The organism is Mycobacterium sp. E3198, from assembly GCF_001667015.1.
GTDB lineage: Bacteria > Actinomycetota > Actinomycetes > Mycobacteriales > Mycobacteriaceae > Mycobacterium.
Window position 1 is genome coordinate 1 of sequence record NZ_LZIS01000031.1, and the last position, 24,197, is coordinate 24,197.

General features: G+C 68.0%; 27 protein-coding genes. 18 read left to right on the forward strand and 9 right to left on the reverse strand.

Annotation, left to right across the window (positions count from 1 at the left end; translation table 11 throughout):
• The coding region (locus A5673_RS29845) for an adenosylhomocysteinase (protein ID WP_231970879.1) at positions 1-113 on the reverse strand (113 nt) is incomplete at its 3' end.
• Positions 114-474: 361 nt separating this feature from the next.
• Here A5673_RS29845 and A5673_RS04550 point away from each other — a divergent pair.
• Positions 475-1,449, forward strand: a complete 975-nt coding sequence (locus tag A5673_RS04550; RefSeq protein WP_068227544.1) for a carbohydrate kinase family protein — start codon at positions 475-477, stop codon at positions 1,447-1,449.
• Positions 1,450-1,484: 35 nt separating this feature from the next.
• Here the strand turns inward: A5673_RS04550 and A5673_RS04555 are convergent, their stop codons facing one another.
• From A5673_RS04555 to A5673_RS04565, 3 genes are read right to left on the reverse strand one after another with little or no spacing between them, the layout of a single operon-like run.
• Positions 1,485-3,167: a PE-PPE domain-containing protein gene (locus A5673_RS04555; protein ID WP_068227547.1), complete on the reverse strand. Its 1,683-nt coding sequence runs from the start codon at positions 3,165-3,167 to the stop codon at positions 1,485-1,487.
• A gap of 53 nt (positions 3,168-3,220) precedes the next feature.
• Positions 3,221-3,673 (reverse strand): tautomerase family protein, encoded by a 453-nt coding sequence (locus tag A5673_RS04560; RefSeq protein ID WP_068227549.1) that lies wholly within the window; start codon positions 3,671-3,673, stop codon positions 3,221-3,223.
• A 41-nt stretch (positions 3,674-3,714) separates the two neighbouring features.
• On the reverse strand, positions 3,715-5,436 hold the full coding sequence (locus A5673_RS04565; RefSeq protein WP_068227552.1) for a CocE/NonD family hydrolase: 1,722 nt from the start codon (positions 5,434-5,436) through the stop codon (positions 3,715-3,717).
• A gap of 62 nt (positions 5,437-5,498) precedes the next feature.
• Here A5673_RS04565 and A5673_RS04570 point away from each other — a divergent pair, with 62 nt between their 5' ends.
• From A5673_RS04570 to A5673_RS04600, 7 genes are all read left to right on the forward strand, one after another.
• Entirely contained in the window at positions 5,499-6,104 is a 606-nt protein-coding gene (locus tag A5673_RS04570) for a TetR family transcriptional regulator (protein ID WP_068227555.1), read from the forward strand.
• 36 nt (positions 6,105-6,140) lie between these two features.
• Positions 6,141-6,827, forward strand: coding sequence for a M15 family metallopeptidase (locus tag A5673_RS04575; RefSeq protein WP_068227559.1), 687 nt, complete (start codon positions 6,141-6,143; stop codon positions 6,825-6,827).
• Positions 6,828-6,888: 61 nt separating this feature from the next.
• Positions 6,889-7,698 carry a methyltransferase domain-containing protein gene (locus A5673_RS04580; RefSeq protein ID WP_068227562.1) on the forward strand — a complete coding sequence of 270 codons (810 nt, stop codon included), beginning with the start codon at positions 6,889-6,891 and terminating at the stop codon, positions 7,696-7,698.
• Between the two features lie 73 nt (positions 7,699-7,771).
• Positions 7,772-9,349, forward strand: a complete 1,578-nt coding sequence (locus tag A5673_RS04585; protein WP_068227564.1) for a methylmalonyl-CoA mutase family protein — start codon at positions 7,772-7,774, stop codon at positions 9,347-9,349.
• Positions 9,350-9,775, forward strand: coding sequence for a cobalamin-dependent protein (locus A5673_RS04590; protein WP_068227567.1), 426 nt, complete (start codon positions 9,350-9,352; stop codon positions 9,773-9,775).
• Entirely contained in the window at positions 9,760-10,716 is a 957-nt protein-coding gene (locus A5673_RS04595; RefSeq protein ID WP_068227570.1) for an LLM class F420-dependent oxidoreductase, read from the forward strand. Before A5673_RS04590 ends, A5673_RS04595 begins: the two co-directional genes overlap by 16 nt.
• The gene (locus A5673_RS04600) at positions 10,713-11,750 is read left to right on the forward strand and encodes a CaiB/BaiF CoA-transferase family protein (RefSeq protein ID WP_082958541.1); all 1,038 of its coding nucleotides are present in this window, start codon (positions 10,713-10,715) and stop codon (positions 11,748-11,750) included. The genes A5673_RS04595 and A5673_RS04600 overlap by 4 nt, the downstream gene beginning before the upstream one ends.
• Positions 11,751-11,763: 13 nt before the next feature.
• On the opposite strand, the gene A5673_RS04605 is transcribed toward A5673_RS04600, so the two are convergent.
• A complete protein-coding gene (locus tag A5673_RS04605) occupies positions 11,764-12,657 on the reverse strand; it encodes a LysR family transcriptional regulator (protein ID WP_068227573.1) in 894 nt (297 codons plus the stop codon).
• 164 nt (positions 12,658-12,821) lie between these two features.
• On the opposite strand from A5673_RS04605, the gene A5673_RS04610 reads away from it, so the two are divergent.
• A complete protein-coding gene (locus tag A5673_RS04610; protein ID WP_068227575.1) occupies positions 12,822-13,715 on the forward strand; it encodes an SDR family oxidoreductase in 894 nt (297 codons plus the stop codon).
• Positions 13,716-13,737: 22 nt separating this feature from the next.
• Entirely contained in the window at positions 13,738-14,478 is a 741-nt protein-coding gene (locus A5673_RS04615) for an LLM class flavin-dependent oxidoreductase (protein ID WP_068227613.1), read from the forward strand.
• Here A5673_RS04615 and A5673_RS04620 read toward each other — a convergent pair.
• A complete protein-coding gene (locus A5673_RS04620; protein WP_068227580.1) occupies positions 14,475-14,789 on the reverse strand; it encodes a DUF4286 family protein in 315 nt (104 codons plus the stop codon). The genes A5673_RS04615 and A5673_RS04620 overlap by 4 nt on opposite strands.
• A gap of 22 nt (positions 14,790-14,811) precedes the next feature.
• The gene (locus A5673_RS04625) at positions 14,812-15,153 is read right to left on the reverse strand and encodes a 2Fe-2S iron-sulfur cluster-binding protein (protein ID WP_068227583.1); all 342 of its coding nucleotides are present in this window, start codon (positions 15,151-15,153) and stop codon (positions 14,812-14,814) included.
• A gap of 104 nt (positions 15,154-15,257) precedes the next feature.
• On the opposite strand from A5673_RS04625, the gene A5673_RS04630 reads away from it, so the two are divergent.
• Genes A5673_RS04630 through A5673_RS04645 form a run of 4 tightly spaced genes read left to right on the forward strand, consistent with a single transcriptional unit; the run spans position 15,258 to position 19,387 of the window.
• Positions 15,258-16,661: a class I adenylate-forming enzyme family protein gene (locus tag A5673_RS04630; protein WP_068227586.1), complete on the forward strand. Its 1,404-nt coding sequence runs from the start codon at positions 15,258-15,260 to the stop codon at positions 16,659-16,661.
• Positions 16,639-17,544: an acyl-CoA dehydrogenase family protein gene (locus A5673_RS04635; RefSeq protein WP_068227589.1), complete on the forward strand. Its 906-nt coding sequence runs from the start codon at positions 16,639-16,641 to the stop codon at positions 17,542-17,544. The genes A5673_RS04630 and A5673_RS04635 overlap by 23 nt, the downstream gene beginning before the upstream one ends.
• Positions 17,531-18,619 carry an acyl-CoA dehydrogenase family protein gene (locus tag A5673_RS04640; protein WP_068227592.1) on the forward strand — a complete coding sequence of 363 codons (1,089 nt, stop codon included), beginning with the start codon at positions 17,531-17,533 and terminating at the stop codon, positions 18,617-18,619. Before A5673_RS04635 ends, A5673_RS04640 begins: the two co-directional genes overlap by 14 nt.
• Positions 18,620-19,387 carry an enoyl-CoA hydratase/isomerase family protein gene (locus A5673_RS04645; protein ID WP_068227596.1) on the forward strand — a complete coding sequence of 256 codons (768 nt, stop codon included), beginning with the start codon at positions 18,620-18,622 and terminating at the stop codon, positions 19,385-19,387.
• 11 nt (positions 19,388-19,398) lie between these two features.
• On the opposite strand, the gene A5673_RS04650 is transcribed toward A5673_RS04645, so the two are convergent.
• The gene (locus tag A5673_RS04650; protein ID WP_068227599.1) at positions 19,399-20,259 is read right to left on the reverse strand and encodes a proline iminopeptidase-family hydrolase; all 861 of its coding nucleotides are present in this window, start codon (positions 20,257-20,259) and stop codon (positions 19,399-19,401) included.
• A gap of 170 nt (positions 20,260-20,429) precedes the next feature.
• Between A5673_RS04650 and A5673_RS04655 the strand changes: the two genes are divergently transcribed.
• The 4 genes from A5673_RS04655 to A5673_RS04670 are packed head-to-tail and all read left to right on the forward strand — an operon-like array spanning position 20,430 to position 23,885.
• Positions 20,430-21,569 carry a thiolase family protein gene (locus A5673_RS04655; RefSeq protein WP_068227616.1) on the forward strand — a complete coding sequence of 380 codons (1,140 nt, stop codon included), beginning with the start codon at positions 20,430-20,432 and terminating at the stop codon, positions 21,567-21,569.
• Between the two features lie 7 nt (positions 21,570-21,576).
• Positions 21,577-22,446 carry an ArgK/MeaB family GTPase gene (locus tag A5673_RS04660; protein WP_068227602.1) on the forward strand — a complete coding sequence of 290 codons (870 nt, stop codon included), beginning with the start codon at positions 21,577-21,579 and terminating at the stop codon, positions 22,444-22,446.
• Positions 22,447-22,456: 10 nt separating this feature from the next.
• Complete coding sequence (locus A5673_RS04665; protein ID WP_068227605.1) at positions 22,457-23,467, forward strand: zinc-binding dehydrogenase; 1,011 nt, start codon at positions 22,457-22,459, stop codon at positions 23,465-23,467.
• Between the two features lie 43 nt (positions 23,468-23,510).
• Positions 23,511-23,885, forward strand: coding sequence for an SgcJ/EcaC family oxidoreductase (locus A5673_RS04670; protein ID WP_068227608.1), 375 nt, complete (start codon positions 23,511-23,513; stop codon positions 23,883-23,885).
• 19 nt (positions 23,886-23,904) lie between these two features.
• On the opposite strand, the gene A5673_RS04675 is transcribed toward A5673_RS04670, so the two are convergent.
• The coding region (locus A5673_RS04675; RefSeq protein ID WP_197518289.1) for an HNH endonuclease signature motif containing protein at positions 23,905-24,197 on the reverse strand (293 nt) is incomplete at its 5' end.

Sequence of the window (24,197 nt, forward strand, 5' to 3'; positions counted from 1 at the left end):
TGCTCCGACAGCTCAATATCGCGGCGCCCGTAATCCGCCAACGACAAATCGGCCACCTTGAAATCAATACCGTTACGGACGTCGGCGGTTAACGAGATTTCGGTCGTCGTCATAACGTGTTATACATCCTTCTACGATTTAGGCCGTACGGGCTATGGTGTGCAAAAACGTCGCCTGGCTAAACCGATGCTGTCTTACTTGCTCACCGGTTATTTGTTCTTCGAGTTTGAGGTGCGACCACGACGTCAGCACCTGCTGAATTTCATCTGCAATCACGGCGCAATCGCAACCAGATCCGCAATCTACTGCGCTGAACGGAATGGTTGAGGGACGCGTCATTGGGTAGCCTCGATTCCGACCATACACCTATGCAACTGTTAAACGCCGCCACGAAAGCTGTTCAAGAGCTGTGACGGCGGAGCGCACAAGTGCGTGAGCAGTTAGCTGGGCTTAGTAACGAGGGATGGAGAATTCGTGACGATCGCGGTAACCGGTTCGATTGCGACCGACAACCTGATGCGGTTCCCCGGCCGCTTCTCCGAGCAGCTGCTGGCGGATCACCTGGAAAAGGTGTCGCTCAGCTTCCTGGTGGAAGACCTCGTGATCCACCGCGGCGGCGTCGCCGGAAACATCGCCTTCGCCATCGGTGTGCTGGGCGGCGACGTCGCGCTGGTCGGTGCGGCCGGCAACGACTTCGGCGAATACCGCCAATGGCTCCAGGGTCACGGTGTCGACTGCGACAACGTGCTGATCTCGCAGACCGCGCACACCGCGCGGTTCACCTGCACCACCGACGAGGACATGGCGCAGATCGCGTCGTTCTATCCGGGCGCGATGTCGGAGGCACGCAACATCGAGCTCGCCGACGTGATGTCCCGCGCCGGCAAGCCCGAGCTGGTCATCATCGGGGCCAACGATCCGGCGGCGATGGTCGTGCACACCGAGGAGTGCCGCAACCTGGGTTTGGCGTTCGCGGCGGACCCGTCGCAGCAGCTACCCAGGCTGTCCGGAGACGAAATCAGCAAGCTGATCGACGGCGCCACTTACCTGTTCACCAACGATTACGAATGGGAGTTGTTGCTCAACAAGACCGGCTGGTCGGAGGCCGAGGTGATGAACATGGTCGAGCTGCGGGTGACCACGCTGGGCGCGAAGGGGGTCGACATCGTCGACCGCGGCGGCAGCACGGTGCATGTCGACGCGGTGCCCGAGACCAGCCGGACCGACCCGACCGGCGTCGGCGATGCGTTCCGGGCCGGTTTCTTCACCGGCCGCGGCGCGGGCCTGAGCGTGGAGCGTTCGGCCCAGCTGGGCTCGCTGGTGGCGGTGCTGGTGCTGGAGTCAACCGGAACCCAGGAGTGGCAATGGGACGTCGGCGTCGCCAAGACCCGGTTGGCGGGTGCGTACGGCGCCGACGCGGCCACCGAGATCGCCGCGGTGCTTGCCTAGTTCGTCCGGCGGTGTCCGCGGGGCTGCGGGAACGGTCAGAAGCTCCCGTACGGCGTGCCCGTCAGGATCGAATAGCCCGCCTCGCCGAGGACCGCGACTTCCAATCCGCCTAGCAGCGGGAGCAATCCGACATCGGCGGCCACCGGGTAGCCGAACGCGTTGACGAGCCCGGCCAGGGGCTGGCCGTTGACCATTTGGGTCACCCCGTTCAGGAACAGGTTGACGTCATACGACGGCAGGGAGACGAGCATCGCCGTCGTGATGTCCGCCGTGGGAAGCAGCGCCGAATAGGCCGTCGAGAACGCCGTCGTCGCGCCGCCGACGATCCCGGTGTTCGCCGCCTCCAGGCCCGAAATCAGGTCGGTGATCGTGGGCGCCCCCGCCGGCAGCGCCGGCGTGCCCGGACCCGACGACAGTGACGCCAGCGCCTGCGGGATGCCCTGCAGCGACGGCAGTTCCGGGGGACCCTCGGCGGAAAAGTCGCCGATCGCGGCGCCGATTCCCTGGTGGATCCCGCTGACCAGGGCGGGCCCCAGGGCGGTGGTGTCGCTCAGTGGCGGCAGGAGCCCGAAAGGGGTCGCCACATTGGCCGGGCCCGTGGACCAGCCGAAATTGGGATCTCCGTAGCCCCAGTTGACGAGCGGCGTCAAAACCGGTTGGACCAGATCGGCGATCGGATTGCCCACGTAGGGGATGAGCCGCACCGGATCCAACAACGGCAGGTTCGGGTTGGGAATCATGTAGAAGGTGGTCTGGGTGGGGCCCTGGGTCGGCAGCGCGATCGCCGAATTGATCTGCGTGGGCGTCAGGGTGTCGTAGCCCGTGTGCACGGTCACCATGCCGGCCAGGGCATTGAGGTCGGAGAAGACGTCGATCGGGTATCGCGGGAAGTCGGCCCAGCCGTCGTATTCGATGGTGTAGACCTTGGTCACGAAGTCGTTGGTGGGCATCGGTCCCAGGGTCGAAAAGCCCAGCGTCGGCAGGCTCAGACCCGGGAAGCGCGCATCCCAGCCCCCGTTGGGATTCATCGAATTGCCAAGCAGCACAAAGTTTATCGGCAGATCGCTGGGCGTGCCGCTCGGGTCCAGCAACTTCATTTCCAGCGCGGCGATGTTGGCGCCCTGCGAGTAGCCCAGCACGTTGATGGTGTTTCCGGCGGCGAGTTGCTGCTGTACCGCGTTGTCGAGGGCGGTGACGCCCCGCGCTATCGAGATGTTTTGCATCAAGTCCTTGATGCCGCTGTCCGGATATTCCCCGGCCGGCATGAACAGGGCTTGAACGATGCCGACGGGGAAATGGGGGGCGACGTACTTGCTGACGACGTTGGTCACGAAGTCCGGCGGAGGGAAAGGCATGCCGCTGCCGCCCAGGACAAAAGTGACGGGCGGGTCCGCGGCGCCGGTCGTGAGGCCGCCGGTCGCGGCGAACGCGGCCCGGCCGGCGGCCTCGGTGGTGGCATAGGCGTTGCCGGCCGCCGCCAGCGCTTGGGCGAAATCACCGTGCAGCGTTGCCACCCGGCCGATCAGTGCCCGCCACTGTTGGCCGTACGCGTTGAACAGGCCCGCCACCGCGGCGGACACCTCGTCGGCGGCGGCCGCCGCCACACCGGTTGTCCTGGCCGCCGTGGTCGCCCCGGCCTCGTCGAGCATCGAGCCGAGTGCCGCCACATCCGCCGCCGTCGTCACTATCGCCTGCGGTTGCGCCTGCACGTACGCCATCGGTTCCTCCCTCGTGCGCCAGCATAGGGCGGTGCGGCGGGCCGGGCGGGCGTTCAGGCGAGACGTTCGTCGGGCATGTCCTCGGCCACAAGACCTTTCACCTGCCGGTAGTAGATGACCTGTCCGCCGCCGGCCCAGTTGCCCTCCGGAATCTCATGGATCAGCGTCCACACATGAAACGCCCGGGGACCCTGCGGCGCAATCCCGGCCGCGGCGCACACCGCGCCGTGCACGTCGGCGGCGAGCCGTTCCTTGCGATGCTGGTCCAGCGCTCCATGGAAGACCGTCAGTTCGACCCTGAACCGCGGCGCACCCGGAGCCCGGCCGCCCACCAACAGCTCGCCCTCTCCCATCGGATGCAGGTACACCCAGGTGTTCTCCCGCAGAAACGGTGTGTCCGGGGCGCGTTCGGCGCGCAGGAGCGCGGTCACCAACTCGTCGGTCAGCCGGTCCAACGCCTCGTCGTCCAGCGAGCCGCGCACGTACGTCAGGTCGATCATGGGCATCCCACGATCATTCCGCGTGGCGCACCGCCAGGCCAGTACGGCTAGGTCAGCACTGGGATCAGCAGCCGCGACGACGAGCGAACCGTGTTCAAACTGGTGGTCCCGACGGCGGCGTGCCGGAAGTTCATGATCGCCGGCGCCGACGGGTCCTGGTCGTCGCTGGTGAGGATCAGGCGGATGCGGTGGCCGGCGCCGAACCGTCGAGCGTTGGGCACCAAGGGGATTCGATATATTACGTTCTCGCCCAGGGGCACGGCCTCCGGGTTGCGGCACGGGAGCACCGGCGCGCCGGGTCGGCTGGCCGCCTCGTCGACCTCGCGCAGGCTGGCGCGCAACCAGCCGGCGGTGACGTCGGTGGTCGTTCCGTCGGGCGCCACGTCCTGCAGCATGGCCATCCACCCGGTGTCGATCGCGGTCGCCGAGGCGACGAGCCGCAGTTCGATGTCGCCGACGACGTCGAGGTCCTCGGACAGCGGCGCGCCGGTCCAGGTCAGCGCCGACGGCGGGTCGATCTTGCTGGGTTTGACCCGACCCAGGCCCGAGCCCAGGACCATGAACTCGCGGCCGCCGGGCTCGCCCTCGTCCTCGCTCAGGGCGCCGTCGGCGCGCAGCGCGAGTTCGCGATGCGGGGCGCGCGACGGCGGCCACGAATCGGCGGTGCGCCACTCGTCGGCGCCGGGCAGGAAGTACCGGATCGGGGGCCCCTCGATGATGCCGGTGTCGCGGCCCTTGAGCCAATGGTCGTACCAGGCCAGTGCCTCGGTGTGCATGCTTTCCCACGGCCACGTCAGTCCGAACTTGCCCAGCATGCCCATCCGCACGCAGGCGTTGTCGGACAACCCTTTCCAGGTGGCGAACGTGGAGGGCAGGTGCAGCGGCACGTTCTCCCAGTCGCAGCCGAGGTAGACGGGGATGTCGATCTCCTTGAGCAGCGGCAACAGGTTTCGCTCCTCCCACCATTCGTCGCGGGTCGGATGCCTGACGACGGCCTCCTGCCAGAGTTCGTCCCACGGGTGCGGGTTGTGGGGCAGCCTGAGCACTTGGCGCAGCATGGTCACCGCCGCCTCGCCGTTGGCGGTCTCGAACTTCTTATGCACGCGTGGGCTTTTCAGCACCCGCCGGGCCAATCCGACTGGCTTGCTGCGCCACAGCCGGTCGCTGCGCTCGGCGGTCAGCCCCATCATGGCCAGGAACGGCGTCACAAAGGACGAGCTCAGCAGGCCGTGGTGGTTCGCGCCGTCGTACAGGTCGGCGGTCACGGCCAGCGGGAAGATCGCCTTGAGGTGGGGCGGGCGTTCGACGGCCGCCTCGAGCTGGGCCATCGCGAAGTAGCTGATGCCGATCATGCCGACGTTGCCGTCGCACCACGGTTGGGCGGCAACCCACTCGACGAGGTCGTGCACGTCGCGGCGTTCCTGGGCGTCGAAAAACGTGAAGGTGCCATCCGAGCCGTTGGTGCCGCGGAGGTTGGCGATGACGTGCGTGTAGCCGCGCGGCACCCAGAAGTCCGTCACGCCGGCCTCGACGAATCCGGCCGGGGCGCCCAGGTCCTGCACTTGCCGCGGGTAGGGGGAGACGGCGAGCAGCGCCGGGAAGCGTCCGTCGGCGTCGGGCCGATGGACGTCGGCCAAAAGCCTTGTGCCGTCGCGCATCGCGATGGCGGTGTTGATGTCGCTGCGTTTCGCGTACCGCGGCTCGCTGAGGTTGCGGTACTGCCGGCCGGTGGTCTGCGGGCCGTTGAGCGCCGGAAGGATCGTTGCCATAGTTTCACGCTACGTTGAAACTAGTCTCAACGCAAGATGAAATTTCACGCTATGGTGAGCCGGTGGCGAAGCGTTCCACCAGCCCGGGTCCGCGCGACGAGCGAGGCGTTCTGGCGGCGCGCATCCTGTCGGCGGCGCGCGACGAATTCGCCGAACACGGCTGGGCCGGCACCGCGATTCGCGCCGTCGCCCGCGCCGCCGACGTCGACCCGGCGTTGATCTACCACTACTTCGGCTCCAAGGAGGGCCTGCTCGACGCCGCCACCGCGCCGCCGCAGAAGTTCCTCGATTCGGTCACCAGGACGTGGGCCACGCCCCGGGCGGAGTTGGGCGAGCGCCTGATCCGCAACGTGCTGGAGATTTGGGCGGACGAGGAGGTGGGGCCCGTGCTGCGGGCGGTGGTGCTGACCGCGGCCCACGAGCCAAAGACCCGCGAAAAGCTGCGCCTGATCGTGGAGCGCGGGCTGATCGGCGAATCCACGCTGGGCGATGACGAGGACGAACGGCTGCGTCGCAGCGGCCTGATCTCCAGCCAGTTGATCGGGTTCGCCTTATTGCGCTACGTCTGGAAGATCGAGCCGATCGCCTCGATGTCCGACGACGAGGTGGTCGCGGCCGTCGGGCCCAACCTGCAGCGCTACGTCGACGGCGACATCGCCCCGAATTGAACGTGGTTCGGGTCGGCGAACGGCGAGAATGACCAGATGCGTGTGACGCTTCCGCTCGTCGTGGCAGCCGCCTTGGTCCTCGGTGCCCCGCCAGGGCGGGCCGACCCGAACGTGCCGCCGGTCAGCGACGCGGCGCGCGCGGCCGGATTCATCGACGTGCGCACGGTGGTACCCGACGCGATCATCGACCTGCGCTACGCGACGACGAACAATTTCACCCACAGGCAGCAATATCCGTCCGACGCGCGATGCCTGGTCCATCAATCCATGGGTCCGGGGCTGGCGGCGGCCGCGGCGTCGCTGCGCCCACAGGGCCACGTGCTGGTGTTCTGGGACTGCTACCGGCCGCACGACGTCCAGGTCAACTTGTTCAACGCGGTCCCGAACCCCGCGTGGGTGGCCCGCCCCGGCCAGTACGCGCACAGCCATGAGTCCGGGCGTTCGGTGGACGTGACCTTCACGAGTGTGGCCGAGCAGTGCCCGGCGGAGCGGCAGGTCGACGGGCTGTGTCTGGCCGACATGGGTACCGACTTCGACGATTTCTCTTCGCGCGCAACGGCATACGCCACGCAGGGTGTCAGCGCCGACGCGCAGGCGAATCGCGCGCGGCTGCGGGACGCCATGAAGTACGGCGGGCTGGCGCCGTACTCCGGGGAGTGGTGGCACTTCGACGGCCCGGGCGCCGGCGTCGACCGCCCGATACTCAACGTCCCCGTGGACTGACGACGTCTCATATTTCGAGATAATAATTTCATATTATGAATCCGGCGGTAGGCTTCACGCCATGAGCGCACAACCGGCCAAGTACACGCACGGGCACCACGAGTCGGTGCTGCGCAGCCATCAGCGGCGCACCGCGGAGGACTCCGCGGCCTATCTGCTGCCCCACCTGCAGCCGGGTTCGTCGATGCTCGACATCGGCTGCGGCCCCGGGACCATCACCGCTGCCCTGGCCGAGCGGGTGGCGCCCGGAACGGTGCTGGCCGTCGACCAATCCGCCGGCGTCCTCGACGTGGCCCGCGCCGAGATCGAGCGGCGCAACCTGACCAACGTCGCCTTCACGACCGCCGACGTGCATCGCCTGGAGTTCCCCGACGACACGTTCGACGTCGTCCACGCGCACCAGGTGCTGCAGCACGTCGCGGATCCGGTGCAGGCGCTGCGGGAGATGCGCCGCGTGTGCCGGCCGGGCGGGATCGTCGCGGCACGCGACGCCGACTACGCGGGCTTCATCTGGTTTCCGCTTATCCCCGGGCTGGACCTGTGGCTCGACCTCTACGGCAAGGCGCACCGAGCCAACGGCGGCGAACCGGATGCGGGCCGGCGGCTGCTGTCCTGGGCGCTGGCGGCCGGCTTCGACGACGTCGCCCCGACGGGCAGCGTCTGGTGCTACGCGACCCCCGAAACCCGCGACTGGTGGGGCGGCATGTGGGCCGACCGGATCCTGCACTCGAGCGTGGGTCGCGACCTGCTGGCCTCGGGCCTGGCCACTTCCGACCAGCTCGAACAGATCGCGGCGGCATGGCGGGAGTGGGCAGCGGCCCCCGACGGTTGGCTGTCGATCCCGCACGGCGAAATCCTCTGCCGGGCGTAGGTGAGAAACGTAACGTCCCAGCTCAGCGCTACGGTATTGGCATTCTCTTTTTTTGCAAGTACGTTATTCATCGATGGATAACGCTGCTCAGACACCATCGGGCATCCCGCTGCGGCCCGTCTACGGGCCGACGGACAGGCCCGCGGAACCGCCGCCGCCCGGGGAGTTTCCCTTCACCCGGGGCAACTTCGCGTCCGGCTATCGGGGCAAGCTGTGGACCTTCCGGCAGTACTCCGGTTTCGGCACCGCCGAGGAATCCAATCGGCGCTACCGCTACCTGTTGGACCAGGGCGGGACGGGGCTGTCGGTGGCGCTCGACCTGCCCACCCAGTGCGGGTATGACTCCGACGACCCCGAGTTCGGCGAGGAGGTCGGACGGGTTGGCGTCGCGGTGGACACGCTGGCCGACTTCGAGATCCTGTTCGACGGGATCCCCCTGGACAAGCTCAGCACGAGCATGACGATCAACGGGACGGCGGCGATCCTACTGGCCTTCTACGTCGCCGCCGCCGAGAAAAAGGGCATCCCGCGGGCCAAGCTCACCGGCACCATCCAGAACGACATCCTCAAGGAGTACGCCTCGCGCGGGACCTGGATCTGGCCCCCGGAACCGTCGCTGCGGCTGATCGCCGACACCATCGAGTTCTGCGCGGCCGAGGTGCCAAGGTTCAACGCGATCTCGGTGGCGGGGGCGCACTTCCGCGACGCCGGCGCCAACGCGGTGCAAGAGATGGCGTTCACCCTGGCCGACGGCGTCACCTATTGCGACACCGTCGTCGAGCGCGGCCGGATGACCATCGACCAGTTCGCGCCGCAGATCTCGTTCTTCTTCTACACGCACGGCGACTTCTTCGAGGAGGTCGCCAAATACCGTGCGGGACGGCGGCGTTGGGCGACGATCGTGCGGGAACGCTACGGCGCGACGACGGACAAGGCGTCGATGTTCCGCTTCGGCTGCGTGTGCGGCGGCGCCTCCCTGTACGCCCCGCAGGCGCAGAACAACCTGGTACGGGTGGCCTACGAGGCGATGGCGGCGGTGCTCGGCGGGGTCCAGTCGATGTTCACCGCGGCCTGGGACGAACCGTTCGCGCTGCCCACCGAGGAGTCCACCACGCTGGCGCTGCGCACCCAGCAGATCCTGGCCTACGAAACCGGTGTCGCCAGCGTCGCCGACCCGCTGGGGGGCTCCTACTTCGTCGAGGCGCTCACCGACGCCACCGAGGCCCGCATCGTCGAGATCATGGACGACCTGGAGCGCCACGGCGGCATGGTCAGCGCCATCGAGGACGGGTACTTGCAGGGCCTGATCGCCGACGAAGCCTTCCGGGTGCATCAGGACGTCGAGGCGGGAGCCCGCCCGGTCGTCGGGGTCAACCGATTCGTCTCGGAAGAACCCGAGCCCGATGTGGTCACCTACGAGCTCGACGCCGAGGGCCGCGATTTGCAGCTGAAGCGGCTCTCCAAGGTGAAGGCCGAAAGGGATTCGGGCGCAGTGCAATCCACGCTCGCGGAACTGTCGCGGGCCGCCGAAGGAACCGACAACCTGATGCACAAGCTGATCGACTGCGCCAACGCGTATTGCACGGTCGGGGAGATGGTTTCCGCGCTCAAAGGGGTGTGGGGCGAATTCCAGCAACCGGTGGTCTTCTAGATGGCCGTGCGGATTCTGGTGGCCAAGCCCGGCCTCGACGGACACGACCGCGGCGCCAAGATCGTCGCGCGCACCCTGCGCGATGCCGGCTTCGAGGTGATCTACACCGGCATCCGGCAGCGCATCGAGGACATCGCATCGATAGCCGTGCAGGAGGACGTCGCGGTCGTCGGGCTGAGCATCCTGTCCGGGGCGCACCTGACGCTGACGGCGCGAACGATCGAGGCGTTGCGGGCGGCCGATGCCGCCGACATCGCCGTCGTCGTCGGCGGAACCATTCCGCACGCCGACGTACCCAAGCTGTTGTCGGCCGGGGCCGCCGCCGTGTTTCCCACGGGGACACCGTTGGAGGACCTGGTGCGCGAAATCCGCTCATTGACAGGCAGTCCCGAACCAGCCCCGGAGGAATCGTGCGCGTCGGAGTGATGATCGGCGCCGAGCGTGGCGACATGGCCCGCAAGGTGAGCAAGCTGGCCTCCGATATCGAATGGGCCGAGTCGGCCGGTCTGGACACCGCGTGGATGCCGCAGGTGCCCAACGACTTCGACTGCCTGACCATGGTGTCGCTGATGGCCGCGCACAGCTCGCGCATCGAGCTCGGCACCGCGGTGGTGCCGCTGCAGGCCCAGCATCCGATCGCCCTTGCCCGGCAAGCGCTCTCGACGCATGCGGTGGCCGGCGGACGGCTGGCGCTGGGCGTCGGGCCGTCGCACCATTGGATCATCCGCGACATGCTCGGCCTGCCGTATGAGAAGCCGGCGTCCTACACCCGCGACTACCTGCAGGTGCTGGGCGCCGCGATTGCCGGGCCGGGACCGGTTGACGTCGAGAATGATTCGTTCGCCGTGCACAATCCGTTGGTGATCGGGGCCGATACCCCGATGCCGGTGCTGGTCGCCGCGCTCGGGCCGGTGATGTTGCAGCTCGCCGGCGAACTCGCCGACGGCACGGTGTTGTGGATGGCCGACGAGCGCGCGATCGGTGACCACATCGCGCCGAAGATCACCAAGGCCGCCGCGGACGCCGGCCGTCCCGCGCCGCGGATCGTCGCTGGCATCCCCGTATGCCTGTGCGCGCCTGCGCAAGTCGACGAGGCCAAGGAGCGGGCCAACCGCATCCTGGGCGAGGCCGAGGTGTCGCCCAACTATCAGCGCCTGCTGGAACGCGGCGACGCGCGCGATGTCGGCGATCTGTGCGCGGCCGGCGACGAGGATGCCATCCTTGCCCGGATGCGCCGCTTCGCCGACGCCGGGGTGACGGACGTGTCGGTGCGGCTGCTGCCCATCGGCGACAACCGGGACGAGCTGGTCGCCTCCAAGCGGCGGACGCGCGAGATGATCGCCGCCCTCGCAACGGAGTTGCGTTGACGGCCAACCCGGCTCCGCTCGCGGGGATACGCATCCTCGAGGTCGGCACCATGCTCGCGGGCCCGTATGCCACCATGCTGCTCGCCGATCTCGGCGCCGAGGTCACCAAGATCGAACCCGCCGGCGGCGAGATCTCGCGCAGCGTCGGCGCCTCCTACTTCGCCAGCCTCAACCGCAACAAGTCCAGCCTCACTTTGGACCTGAACTCCGATGCGGGACAGCGGCGTCTCGGCGAACTGGTCGCGGAATCCCACGCGCTACTCGTCAACCTGAAGCCGTCCGCCATCCGCCGGCTGGGTCTGACCTACGAGGCGCTGCGGAGGCACAACGAGCGGATCGTCTGCGTGGCCATCACCGGCTTCGGCCTGTACGGCGGCGACGATCCGGCCTTCGATTACGTGGTGCAAGCGGGGGTTGGCACCGCCGCCCTGACCGGCGACCCGGACGGGCCGCCGACACTGCCCGGTTATTCCTCGGCCGACAACTCCACCGGAATGTGCGCGGCGCTGGGCCTGTTGGCCAAGGTCATCTCGGGCACGGGCGGGCAGGTGGACGTGTCGCTGCGCGACGTGATGCTGTCGCAGCTCAACTACCACGCCTCCGCGTACCTCAACAACGGCGTCGAGCCGCAGCGCCGGCCCAACGGGGCGCACTCGTATTACGTTCCGGCGCAGCTGTTCCCGACCGCCGAGGGGTACCTGGCGCTGTTCATCACGCACGACGGTTTCTGGAAGTCGTTTGCCGCCGAGGCGGGTATCGGCGGCTTCGACACCATGGCCGAGCGGGTCGCCCGCCGCGACGAGGTGCTGGCGGTCGTCACGGCGATGCTGGCGACCGACACCGCCGCCGGCTGGGAGCGGCGGCTGCGTCCCCTCGGCGTTCCGGCCGCGGCCGTCCGGACGCTGCCCGAGGCGCTCAAAGCCACCCCGGAAGTGGTTGTGAGGGCTGGGGATTTCCGCCTCGTCGGAAGCCCGATCCATGTTTCCGGCTATGAGCCCGACTACCGGCCGCCGCCGGAGCTCGGCGAGGGCTGAATTCCGGTCGGTATCAAGGCTTCAGGTGTGCTTCGGCGAGCTTGCGGAAGGCCGCCACCAGGCGGCTCCGATCCCCGGCGCGAGTAGCAAGGACGACGTGGCACGGGTCGACGCCCTTCAGCGGAACCGTCGTGATGTCGGGCCGCAGGCTACCACCGTGGAAGTGGGGCGTGATCGCCACTGCCTGACCGGAGGCGATCAGTTCGAATTTGTCCTCGAGCGCGTCGATGAACGGGCCGTCGGGCGCCCGTCGTCCGTCGGGTCGCGGATCGATGCGCCAATAGGCGCTCCACGCCGGGTCGGAATTCCGCACGCGGGGCATCGGCTCGTCGGCGATGTCGTCGAGGGTGACGAAATCCCGACCCGCCAGGCGATGGTCAATGGGGATCGCCAACACCCGCGGCTCGTCATACAGGACCGTTACATGCAGCCCGTCGGTCGGGAACGGCAGCCGGGTCACCACCGCGTCCACCCGATGACCGAGCAAAGCATCAAGAGCCTGGCCCCAATCCAGGTGCGTCACCTGCACTTCGGCGTCGGGGTGTTCGCGGCGCATCTCGCGCACCGCCGGCGTGACGATCATGCCCGTCGTATAACCGATGACCAGGCGGCTCGGCTGGGCGGCGGCCCGGGCCTGCGCGGCGGCTTGCGCGGCGGCGCGCAGCAGCGCCTTGGCCCGGGGCAGGAACACCTCGCCCGCGTCGGTGAGCTGGGTGCCCTGCGGCGCGCGGTCCAACAGCCGAGCGCCCAATTGCTGTTCCAGACGGCGAATCTGCCGGCTCAGCGACGGTTGCGCGACGCGCAGAGCGGCGGCCGCGCGGCCGAAATGCCGATGCTCGGCGACGACGACGAAGTACCCGACCAGCCGAAGGTCGAGGTCCACGACCAGCGGTTCCGAGGCGGTCATGCGCCAAGTGTAGCCACCGCTTCCGCCGCATTCCGTGTCTATTGAGGCTCTAGCTGCGGTGATACCGGAATTGCATCGCGTCATATGAATGAGGACTTGGACAGGCCCCGCCAACCCGCCCTTGACTTGATGGCACGGACACCAGGGGACCGGAGGGAACTTCCATGCACGTCTTCGTTACCGGCGCCACGGGGCACATCGGCTCCGCGGTCGTCACCGAACTCCTCGACGCCGGGCACCACGTCACTGGCCTGGCGCGCTCGGACGAGGGAGCGGCCGCGTTGGCGGCGGCCGGCGCGGTGGCGCACCGCGGCGATCTTGATGACCTGGACGGCCTGCGAGACGCCGCCGCCGCGGCCGACGGCGTCATCCACCTCGCGTTCAAGCACGCCTGGGACGACTTCGCGGGCGCCGCCCAGGCCGATCTGCGCGCCGTCGAGGCCATGGGTGAGGCGCTCGCCGGCAGCGACAAGCCCTTCGTGAGCACCTCGGGAACCCTGTTGCTCGCATTTGCTGCACCCGGACGTGTCGCCACCGAAAACGACACCCTGCCCGGCGGACCTCGGATCGACTCGGAAAACGCGGTAATCGCCCTGGCCGAGCGCGGAGTTCGGTCGTCGGTCATTCGGCTGTCGCCGCTGGTGCACAGCAACCTGGATCACCACGGCTTCGCGCGCCACCTGATCAACACCGCCCGCGATACGGGCGCGTCGGCCTACATCGGCGACGGCTCCAATCGCTGGCCCGGTCTGCACACCCTCGATGCCGCGCACCTGTACCGCCTGGCCCTCGAAAAGGCGCCTGCCGGAACGCGTTTGCATGGGGTTGCGGATGACGGGGTGCGGTTCCGCGACATCGCCGAGGTCATCGCCCGCCATCTCAAGGTGCCGGCGGTAAGCATCCCGGCTGAAGAAGCGGGCCATTTCGGCTTTCTGGCGCTGTTCGCGTCTCTGGACAACCCGACGTCGAGCGCCCTCACGCAGAAGGTGCTGGACTGGAAGCCCGAAAGGCCCGGGCTTGTCGAAGATCTCGACGAAGGCCACTACTTCGGTGAGTGAGCGGGATAACGGTGCCGACACGATCCGGCGGGCATGGGGGTCGGTGGGCGTATGCCTGCCGGTCTCCTTCACCAGCAATCCACCCGCCGATTCGTTGCGCGCCGCCGTCGGCCGGCTGGACGGCGCCGGATACCGCGCCGTCTGGACGAATGAGGTGATCGGCAAGGACGCCATGGTGCAACTGGCCGTGCTGCTGTCCGCCAGCGAGCACATGGTTTTCGGCACCTGCATCGCGAACATCTGGGCCCGGCCGGCCCAGACCATGCACGCCGCTGCCGCTCAACTGGCTCAGGCCTACCCGGCCCGTTTCGTCCTCGGCCTCGGGGTCGGTTACCCGGAGCAGGCGGCCAGCGTCGGCCAGGAGTTCGGGAGTCCGCTGGCCACGATGCGTGACTACGTGAACCGAATGGACAGCCCCACCTGGCCGCCGGCGCCCGACGCACCGTACCCGCGGATCATCGCCGCCAACGGCCCGAAAATGCTTGCGCTGGCTGGTGATATTGCCGACGGTGCGCTGCCGGCGATGCTGCCTCCTCAGTTCACCGAGCGGGCTCGGCAGTCACTCGGTCCGGACAAGCTCTTGGTCGTCGGGCTGTCCCTTGCCCCTGACGGGATTGAGCCGCCGGGCATCGCCGCAGACGTGCGCGACCACCTGACCGCCGGTGCCGATCATGTCACACTCCTGTTGCCGATCGGCGTTGACTTCGCCTCTGGCATAAGCCAACTCGAACGGCTGGCTCCAGCGCTGGCCGGATTGGGCTAGCCGCCGCACTCGATGGTCGTCTCCAGCAGCCGCGGAACGGGGGCAGGATCCAGCTGGAGCGCATCGGACATGTGCAATTGCCCGGCGTTGGCAATCATGTTGTCCAGGATCGCCTGCAGGTCGTCGCCCTCGAGTTCGTAGATGGCGACGTACGGCCCGTTCCCATCGACCGGGCGAAGCCGCCGCGCCGCGACGATACCGTCGAGCGCCAGCAGTTCCGGTATGTGCACTTCGTCGTACCAGGTGTTGTACTCGTCCTCGCGATCGGGCGAACTGGGCACGCTCTCCACGAGCATGATTCCCTTGGCCATCGCCGCCGCCTCTCTGTGACGACTATTCGTAGCGCACCGTGACGGAATCGCCGTCGGGCACGCCCTGGCACGTCAAAATGTAGCCCTCGGCCACCTCGTCCTCGTCGAGAGCGTCGTTGACCCGCATGGTGGCATGGCCTTCCTCGAGTCGGGCCATGCACGTGCCACAGTTGCCGGCCTCGCAGCTGAAAGGCGGCTCGAGGCCGGCCCGCCGCGCGCTCTCCAACAGCGTCTCGCCGGGGACCCGCGGCACCGTGACCTTCTTGCGGTCGAGGTGGATCGTCACCGTACCGACCTCGGCGCCGTTGTTGGCTGCGGGATCTGTCACCCGTGGAGTCTCCTCGATGATCGTGGTGACCGTCACCAGACCGCCCCCTCCCGTACTTGCATTCTTCAGTATAGAGAATACTATTCTCACAGAACGATAGCCTCTTCTCAAGACGGTCGGACTGCGGGAAGGAACGGGACGTGAGCGAGCCGCCGGCGCTCGTGTTCGAGGAACGGCGATTCAGCCTGCCTCAGCTCGACGCGTTGGCCGCCGGCCTGGCCGCGACGCTGACCAAAGGCGGTGTCACCGCCGGTCAGCGGGTCGCGGTTATGGCGTCGAATCGGCCGGAGTTCGTCGCCGTCCTGCTGGCGATCTGGCGGCTCGGTGCCACGGCCGTCCTCATCAGCCCCGCGTGGAAGCGCGACGAGGTCGATCACGCGCTGGGGCTCACCGAGCCGGCGCACGCCGTCGGCGACCATCCGGTGCTGGCCGGCCTGATGCCGATGCTGCACCTCGACGAGCCGATCCCGCCCGGGGAGCCGGTGGCCGGGTCGCTCCCGCCTCGGGCCGACGCCGTCCTGGTGTTCAGCTCCGGCACCACCGGCCTGCCGAAGGCGGTGCGACACACCCACGCCGCGCTGGACGAGGCCGTGGGCCACTGGCGCGCGGCCCTGCAGCTCAGCCGCCGGGACCGGATCCAAGTCGCCACGCCGCCGTCACACATCCTCGGGCTGCTCAACATCCTCACCGCCCTGCGGACGGGCGCCTGGATGCGGCTGCACCCGCGGTTCGATGTCGACCGGATGCTGCGCCACATCGAGAAGGACCGCGTCACGGTCGAGATGGCGGTCGCGCCGATCGCGCTCGCGATGGCGTCGCATCCCGATCTCGAGTCCTACGACTTGTCGTCGCTGCGCTTCATCATGTGGGGAGCGACGCCGGTCAGTCCGAGCGTCGCGCAGACCGTGACCCGCCGCACCGGAGTCGGTTGGGTCCCCGCCTACGGAACGACGGAACTGCCCGTCATCGCGTGTAATCCGTTGCAGCAAGCCAGGCTTGACTCGGTCGGGCGTCCCGTGTCCGGGGTGGACGTGCGGGTGGCCTCGCTGGAGACCGGCCGGCCCGTCGGGCCGGGGGAGGTGGGTGAGATCCAGGCCCGGTCGATGTCGCTGATGGCCGGCTACCTGCCGGCCGAGGCGACCGCCGACGCCATGTGCGACGGCTGGTATCGCACCGGCGACGTCGGCTGGCTGGACGGTGACGGCTGGCTGCGGATCACCGACCGACTCAAAGAGATGATCAAGGTGCGCGGTTTCCAGGTGGCACCGGCGGAGATCGAGAGGGTGCTGCACGGTCATCCGGCCGTCAGGGACTGTGCCGTTTTTGGCGTTCCCGACGGGATCAACGGCGAGGCGATCGTTGCGGCGGTCGCACTCCGCGGACAGGTCGGCGCGGCCGAGCTGACCGCCAGGGTGGGCGAGCGGCTAGCTTCGTACAAGCGCCTGAGCCGCGTCGTGTTCGTGGACGATATCCCGCGCCTGCCCTCGGGCAAGGTGCTGCGGCGCGTACTGAAGGAGACTTATGGATGTACGTCTGACGTCTGAACAGCGGCAACTTCGCGACGCCGCCGCCAAGTTGGCCGACGATCTCGGGCTCGGCGCGGTGCAGGACCTCGACGACGAGGGCCGAATCACGCGGCTGGACAAGCAAATTGAGGCCACCGGCTGGAGATCGCTGCGTTCCGACGGCGCGTCCGGCGTCGAGGTGGCCATCGTCGCCGAGGAATTCGGGCGCCGACTGGTCGACGCACCGTTCCTGGGTCCGGTGCTGGCCGACGACCTGGCCCGGCGCATCGGCGCCGACAGCGCGGGAACGACGGTGGCGATCGGCGACCGGGCGATCGACGCCCGCGACGCCCGTCGCGCCCTGTTGCTCTCCGGCACTGGCGTTCGGGCGGCCGACGTGGAAGCGGCCCGCACCGGCGCCGACCTGACGCGCATCGAGGCGGACCTGGTGGCAGCCCCCGCTGCTGTCGGCGAGGTGACGTCCGACGCCGCGGCACGATGGCTGGCCCTCGCGCTGGTCGCCACGTCGGCGGACCTGGTGGGCATCGCCCGGGGCGCGCACGCGGTCGCGTGCGATTACGCGAAGATGCGCGAGCAGTACGGCAAGACGATCGGGTCGTATCAGGCCGTCGCGCATCTGCTCGCCGAAAGCCTTGCGCTGATAGAAGGTTCGGTCAGCGTGTTGCGCCATGCCGCGTGGGGGGTCGACGAACTCGCGCCACCCGAAGCGATCTGGGCCGCCCAGGTCGCGAAGGTGTATTGCGCCCGGGCCACCCGCACGGTCTGCGAGACCGCCGTGCAGGTGCACGGTGGCATCGGGAACACCTGGGAGTGCCTGATCCACGTCTACCTGCGCCGCGCGCTGACATCGACCGAACTCTGGCCCGTGACGCTGAAGGAGATCGACTTTGGACTTTCGTGACTCGCCGGACGAGGCCGCCTTCCGCGAGCGGCTGCGCGCCTGGCTTGCGTTGCACGCCAAGCAATATTCCGGCTCCGGGGACGAGTACTGGGAGCGCATGGCCGACTGGCATCGGGCCCTCTACGACAACGGCTTCTTCGGACTGTCCTGGCCGCGCGATTACGGCGGCCGGGAGCTGGCGCCGGTGTACGACGTCATCGTCGACGAGGAGCTGGTCCGCGCCGGCGCCCCCCCACGCCCGAGCGTGGGCTACCTGGTGTACGGCATCGGTCGGCATGGGAGCGACGAACTGCGCAAAGGCTTCCTGCCCGGCATCATCAACGGCACCGAGCGGTGGTGCCAGGGCTTCAGCGAGCCCGGCGCCGGCTCCGACCTGGCGTCGCTGACCACCACCGCCACGCTCGAGGGCGACACCTATGTGGTGCAGGGGCACAAGATCTGGACGAGCTACTCCGACGTCGCCGACTGGTGTCTGTTGTTGGCGCGCACCGATCCCGAGGCCAAGCGCCACCGTGGCCTGTCGGCGTTCGTGCTCAACATGAAACAGCCTGGCGTGCAACAGCGGCCGTTGCGCATGATGAACGGGGTAACCAACGAATTCGGCCAGGTGTTCTTCGACGGCGCCACCGTGCCCGCGGACCGGATGGTCGGTGCGCCGGGTGAAGGCTGGGCGGTAGCCATGACCGTCATCGGCCACGAGCGCGAACCCTCCACGCTCGGCTACGCGGCCCGATACGGCAAGCTGGTCCGAAACCTGTTCGCGCGCAACGATGGTCCGGTTCCTGAAGAGCTCGCCTGGGCGGCGGTCGAATCGGAGATGCTGACGCATCACGTCCGGCGCCGATTGTCCGAGCAGCTGGACGGGGTATCGCACGGCCCGGAAGGGTCGCTCGACAAGCTGCTGATGACCTGGGTCGAGCAATCCGTCGGACACGCCGCGCTGGCGGTGGCAGGGACCCGCGATCCGGACCTGCTCAGCGCCTACTTGTACAGTCGCGCGCAGAGCGTCATGGGTGGGACATCGCAGATCCAAAAGAACATCATCGCCTCGCGAATCCTGGGATTGGGAGTCTAAATGTACGACATGCCAGCCGAAATCGACGTCCGTGCCGATGGGGCGCTTCGGATCATCACGCTGAACCGCCCGGACGACCTGAACGCGGTCAACGACAACCTCCACGTGGGGCTCGCGCGGTTGTGGCAGCGTTTGACCGACGACGCCACGGCCCGCGCCGCGGTGATCACCGGGGCCGGCAAGGCGTTTTCGGCCGGCGGCGACTTCGCCTACCTCAAGGAGCTGTCGACCGATGCGGACCTGCGCGCCAAGACCATCCGGGACGGGCGCGAGATCGTGCTGGGCATGGCGCGGTGCCGAATTCCCGTGGTGGCGGCGGTCAATGGGCCGGCCGTCGGGCTCGGCTGCAGCCTGGTCGCGCTGAGCGACATCGTCTACATCGCCGAGGACGCCTTCCTGGCCGACCCGCACGTGCAGGTGGGTTTGGTGGCCGCCGACGGTGGGCCGCTAACCTGGCCGCTGCACATCAGCCTGCTGCTGGCCAAGGAGTACGCGCTGACCGGCACGCGAATCAAGGCGCAGCGCGCCGTCGAGCTCGGGCTGGCCAACCATGTGGCGGCGGACCCCGTTGCGGAGGCGATCGCCTGCGCCAAAAAGATTTTGGAGCTGCCCCAACAAGCGGTCGAGAGCACCAAGCGGGTGCTCAACATCCATTTGGAGCGCGCGGTGCTCGCCAGCCTGGACTATGCGCTTTCCGCCGAGCACCAGTCGTTCACCACGGAGGACTTCCGGACGATTGTGACCAAACTGAACGAGGGCAAGAACTGATCTCGCGCGTGTCAAATGTCGTGCTGGCGCAGGAATTCACGCATCACGAGGTCGAACCTGTCCGGCTCCTCGATGAAGGGCATGTGAGCGCTCGCCTCGAACAACTCGAATCGTGACCCGGGAATCCGCTGGTGCATCTCCCATGCGTGCTCCGGCACGCACTCGTCGAAGCGGCCCGCGAGAACCATTGTCGGCAAGGTGATCTCGCCCAATCGGCCGAATACATCCCAGTCGCGGATGGTTCCGACGATATGAAAGTCGCTCGGGCCGAACATGGTCTCGAAGACATCTGTTCCCATGTTCCTGAACGCCTCCTCGAGTTCCCTGGGCCAGGGACGCACGCGGCACAGGTAGGTTTCGTTCCAGGTGCGGATGGCGGCCTGGTATTCGGCCGAGTAGGTCGTGCCGGCCGCTTCGTGGCGGTCGATGGCCGACTGAGTCGCGGGGTCCAACTCGGATTTCAAGCGCGCCACCATGTTCGAGAATTCGGGTATCGACGCGATGCTGTTCGAGATGGTCAGGCTGGCGGCATCCGACTCCACATCGAGCGCGTACTGCTGCGCCAGCATTCCGCCCCAGGAATTGCCGAAGACATGAAAGCGGTTCAGGCCGAGCGCGTTGACCACCGCGTCCATTTCGGCGACCGAGCGTTCCATCGTCCAAAGCTGGGTGTTGGACGGCCGCCTGGACCGTCCGCAGCCGAGCTGGTCCCAGAAAACGACCTCTCGCTCATCGGCCAGCCGTTCGAGCGAACGCAAGTAGTCGTGCGGTAAGCCCGGTCCGCCGTGAACCACGAGAAGCGGGAGGCCGGCACCGCCGCCCACCCGCTTGAACCACACGCTGCCGCCCGGGACCGCCGTTGTCCCCTCCATTGCCGATCCCTGCCTCCTGGTTGATTGGCGAGCAGACGCAGAATCGCACGTTTCGGCGCCACGGTGTGCGATTCTGCGTCTGCTGGCGAGGCGGCCTTTGGTTGCAACTCGCACTCTCGAAATGAGAGAATAGTGTTCTCACTAGTGCGATCGCCGAAGTGGAGAAGCCCGTGCCCGAAGCCGTCATCGTGTCCGCCCTGCGCACGCCCATTGGCACCGCCCGCAAGGGCACGCTGCGCGACACCAGCGCATTCGACCTGGCGCACCATGTGGTCAGCGAGGTGGCGAAGGAGCTGGATCCGGCGCAGGTCGACGACGTGATCCTCGGCGAAGGTTTGTACGGCGGCGGTGTCGTCGCCCGCCACGCGGCGATCACGGCGGGTCTGCACCACGTGCCGGGTCTGGCCAACAACCGGCATTGCGCGGCCGGTCAGGCGGCGGTGCAGAGCGCCGCCGCCAGTGTGCGCGCGGGGATGGATCAGCTGATCATCGCCGGCGGGGTGAACTCGGCCTCGACGTCGCCGCGATCGCGCGTGCAGGTGGACGGCGAGTGGGTCGACTGGTTCCCGCCGACGCACCCGGACCGCCCCGACGCCCCGAACATGGACATGTCGATCACCGTGGGCTGGAACGCCGCGGTCAAGGCGGGCGTGAGCCGCGAGGAGATGGACGCCTGGGCGCTGCGGTCGCACCGCAACGCGATCGCCGCGATCGACGAGGGCCGCTTCAAGGAGGAAATCGTTCCCATCGAGACTCCGCACGGGCTGTTCTCCGTCGACGAGCATCCGCGGCGCGACACCACCATGGAAAAGCTCGCCGCGCTCAAGCCACTGCATCCCGAGATCGACGGCTTCTCCATCACCGCAGGCAACGCCTGCGGCGCCAACGACGGTGCGGCGGCGCTGATCATCGCGAGCGACGCACTCGGAATGCCCGCGCTGGCCACCGTGCGGTCCTGGGCGTCGGTCGGCGTCGACCCCGCCATCACCGGCCTGGCGCCGGTCGAAGCCATACCGAAAGCGCTTGCCCGCGCGGGTATTTCGGTATCGGACGTGGACGTGTTCGAGATCAACGAGGCCTTCGCGGCCATGTGTGTGGCCACCATCAAGCTGCTCGACTTGGACCCCGACAGGGTCAACGTCAGCGGCAGCGGCTGCTCGCTGGGGCACCCCGTTGCGGCGACCGGGGCCAGGATGCTGGTCACCCTGGTGCACGAGTTGCGCCGCCGCGGCGGCGGAATAGGCGTTGCGGCCATGTGCGCCGGCGGCGGGATGGGTTCTGCGACCGTCATCGAGGTCGCTGCGCCATAATGCGCAAATGACGATCGCCGACCTGATCGCGGGTGCGCGCAACGGATCTCCGCGCGCGGCGGGTCGGCTGCTCAGCCTGGTCGAAGGCGACCGTCGCGACGAGGTGCTGGCGAATCTCGAACCGTCGGCGGTCCGCGTCATCGGCATCACGGGGCCGCCCGGCGCGGGTAAGTCGACGACGATCGGGGCCCTGGTCGGCGCCTACCGCGAGCGCGGCAGCCGCGTCGCCGTGCTGGCCGTGGACCCGTCGTCGCCGTTCAGCGCCGGCGCGCTGCTGGGGGACCGAATCCGAATGACCGCCCACATCAACGACTCCGACGTCCTGATCCGCTCGGTGGCCACCCGCGGTCACGTCGGGGGTCTGGCCGCCGCGGTTCCCGCGGCCATCCGGCTGCTGGGCGCGATCGGATACGACGTGGTGTTGCTGGAAACGGTCGGAGTGGGGCAGTCGGAGATCGAGATCGCCGCCGTCGCCGACCCGACCATCGTCATCCTCAATCCGGGGGCGGGAGACGCGGTGCAGGCCGCCAAGGCCGGCGTGCTGGAGGTCGCCGACATCGTCGCCGTCAACAAGGCCGACCGCGAGGGCGCCGAACAGACGGTGCGGGATCTGCGCGCCGAAACCAGCGCCCCGATCGTGAGCCTCGTCGCCGCCAGGGGAGACGGCGTCGCGGATCTGGTGGCCGCCATCGACGACCACCACCGCACCGACAGCCGGGAGCGCCGGGTGGCGAGGGCGCGGGCGCAGATGCTTTCGCTGGCGCAAACGCTGCTGCGGACGCGGCCGGATCTCGACCGCCTCGCCGAGGCGGTGGTCGACGGCCACGACGACGCCTATACCGCGGCCGAAAAGCTGTTGTCCCCGAAGGGGAAATGAGAGCGCATCGATGAGAGTCGCAATGGTTACCGGACCCGGGCAGACACAGCTCATCGAGGCGCCCAAGCCAACCGTCGGTCCCAAGGACGTATTGGTGAAGATGCGGGCCTGCGGCATCTGCGGCTCGGACGCTTTGTACATCGCGTTGGGCGGACTACCGCCGCGGCAAGGGCAAATGCCGCTCGGGCACGAACCGGCCGGCGAAGTCGTCGAGGTCGGCGACGGCGTGGCGGGCATCGCCATCGGCGACCACGTGGTCATCAATCCGATGGTCGCGCCCAGCGGGATCATCGGCAACGGCGGTGCGAGCGGCGCGCTGGGGGAGTATCTGCTCATCGAGCAGGCCGTTCGCGGCGAAAGCCTCGAGGTGGTGCCCAATCACATACCGTTCGAGGTGGCCGCGTTGAACGAGCCGATGGCCGTGGCGCGGCACGGGGTGAACCAGGCCGCGCCGAAGCCCTCCGACAAGGCCGTCGTGTTCGGCGCCGGCCCAATTGGACTTGGCGCGACGATCGGGTTCAAATCCGTTGGTGTACGGCATGTCATCGTCGTCGACCTGATCCCGTCCCGGCTGGAGAAGGCCCTCAAGGTGGGCGCCGACGCGGTGATCAACTCCGCCGGCGAGGACGTCGCGCGACGGCTGGTCGAGCTCCACGGCGCCGGCGAGTCGATGTTTCCGGGCAAGGCGGGCACCGACATCTACCTGGATGCCGCGGGCGCGCCGGCCGTGATCACCGCCGCCCTGACGGCGGCGAAGCCGGGAGCCAGGGTCGTCGTGGTTGCCGTGCATAAGGAGCCGGTGCCCGTCGATTTCCTCAACGTGATGAGCAACGAGGTCACGATCGTCGGTTCGATGGGCTACCCGACGGAGATCTTCGACGTCACCAAGGACATCATCGCCAACTGGGAGAAGTACGCCGTCATCGTCAGCCACACGGTCCCGTTCGACAACGTATCGGAAGCGCTGCGGATGGCCGCGACGCCCGGTGCCGCCGACAAGGTCGTCGTCACCTTCGACTGACAGCGGCCTTGATTTACCGCGTCTCGATGTGTTGCATGAAAATATGACACGTTCGGCCGACGATCTGGTAACCGAATTCTGCGCGCGTTGGGCGTCCCCCGACCCCGACCAGCTGGCCGATTATTTCACCGAAGACGCTGTCTACCACAACATTCCGATGCAGCCACTGCAGGGCCGGGAGGCGATTAGAGACTTCATCGCGGGGTTCATCGCCGCATTCGACGGGATCGACTTCAACGTGCACCGGCAGATCAGCGACGGCACGCTGGTGATGAACGAGCGCACCGACGTGATGCGCCGCAAGGATGGCCAAACGATCCCCCTGCCGGTGATGGGCGTTTTCGAGGTGCGCGACGACCGCATCGTCGCGTGGCGTGACTACTTCGACATGGAAGCAATCACCAGCGCCTTCAGCTGACGGCGAAAACCGGCCCGGCTCAATCGGGTTCGTCGTCGTCGTTGTCGGGGTGGAGGAGTTTTTCGGGGTGGTGGTAGGTGTTGGTTCGGGGTTGGCCGCGGTCCAGATGCGGTGGGGGGATCCATTCGGTTTCGCCTGTGGTGTTGGTGCGGGTGGTCCAGCCTTGTTCGGCGAGGCGGTTGTCGGGGCCGCAGGCCAGGGTGAGGTCGTCGATGTCGGTGCGGTGGGTGGCCGCCCAGCCTTTGATGTGGTGGACCTGGCTGTGGTAGGCGGGGGCGTCGCAGCCGGGTTTGGTGCAGCCGCGTTCTTTGC

Excerpts from the sequence above, each read along its gene's own strand:
- A5673_RS04555 (WP_068227547.1), bottom strand. The coding sequence starts at position 3,167 with ATGGCGTACGTGCAGGCGCAACCGCAGGCGATAGTGACGACGGCGGCG.
- A5673_RS04560 (WP_068227549.1), bottom strand. The coding sequence starts at position 3,673 with ATGCCCATGATCGACCTGACGTACGTGCGCGGCTCGCTGGACGACGAG.
- A5673_RS04565 (WP_068227552.1), bottom strand. The coding sequence starts at position 5,436 with ATGGCAACGATCCTTCCGGCGCTCAACGGCCCGCAGACCACCGGCCGG.
- A5673_RS04575 (WP_068227559.1), top strand. The coding sequence starts at position 6,141 with ATGCGTGTGACGCTTCCGCTCGTCGTGGCAGCCGCCTTGGTCCTCGGT.
- A5673_RS04580 (WP_068227562.1), top strand. The coding sequence starts at position 6,889 with ATGAGCGCACAACCGGCCAAGTACACGCACGGGCACCACGAGTCGGTG.
- A5673_RS04585 (WP_068227564.1), top strand. The coding sequence starts at position 7,772 with ATGGATAACGCTGCTCAGACACCATCGGGCATCCCGCTGCGGCCCGTC.
- A5673_RS04590 (WP_068227567.1), top strand. The coding sequence starts at position 9,350 with ATGGCCGTGCGGATTCTGGTGGCCAAGCCCGGCCTCGACGGACACGAC.
- A5673_RS04605 (WP_068227573.1), bottom strand. The coding sequence starts at position 12,657 with ATGACCGCCTCGGAACCGCTGGTCGTGGACCTCGACCTTCGGCTGGTC.
- A5673_RS04610 (WP_068227575.1), top strand. The coding sequence starts at position 12,822 with ATGCACGTCTTCGTTACCGGCGCCACGGGGCACATCGGCTCCGCGGTC.
- A5673_RS04620 (WP_068227580.1), bottom strand. The coding sequence starts at position 14,789 with ATGGCCAAGGGAATCATGCTCGTGGAGAGCGTGCCCAGTTCGCCCGAT.
- A5673_RS04635 (WP_068227589.1), top strand. The coding sequence starts at position 16,639 with ATGGATGTACGTCTGACGTCTGAACAGCGGCAACTTCGCGACGCCGCC.
- A5673_RS04645 (WP_068227596.1), top strand. The coding sequence starts at position 18,620 with ATGTACGACATGCCAGCCGAAATCGACGTCCGTGCCGATGGGGCGCTT.
- A5673_RS04650 (WP_068227599.1), bottom strand. The coding sequence starts at position 20,259 with ATGGAGGGGACAACGGCGGTCCCGGGCGGCAGCGTGTGGTTCAAGCGG.
- A5673_RS04660 (WP_068227602.1), top strand. The coding sequence starts at position 21,577 with ATGACGATCGCCGACCTGATCGCGGGTGCGCGCAACGGATCTCCGCGC.
- A5673_RS04665 (WP_068227605.1), top strand. The coding sequence starts at position 22,457 with ATGAGAGTCGCAATGGTTACCGGACCCGGGCAGACACAGCTCATCGAG.
- A5673_RS04670 (WP_068227608.1), top strand. The coding sequence starts at position 23,511 with ATGACACGTTCGGCCGACGATCTGGTAACCGAATTCTGCGCGCGTTGG.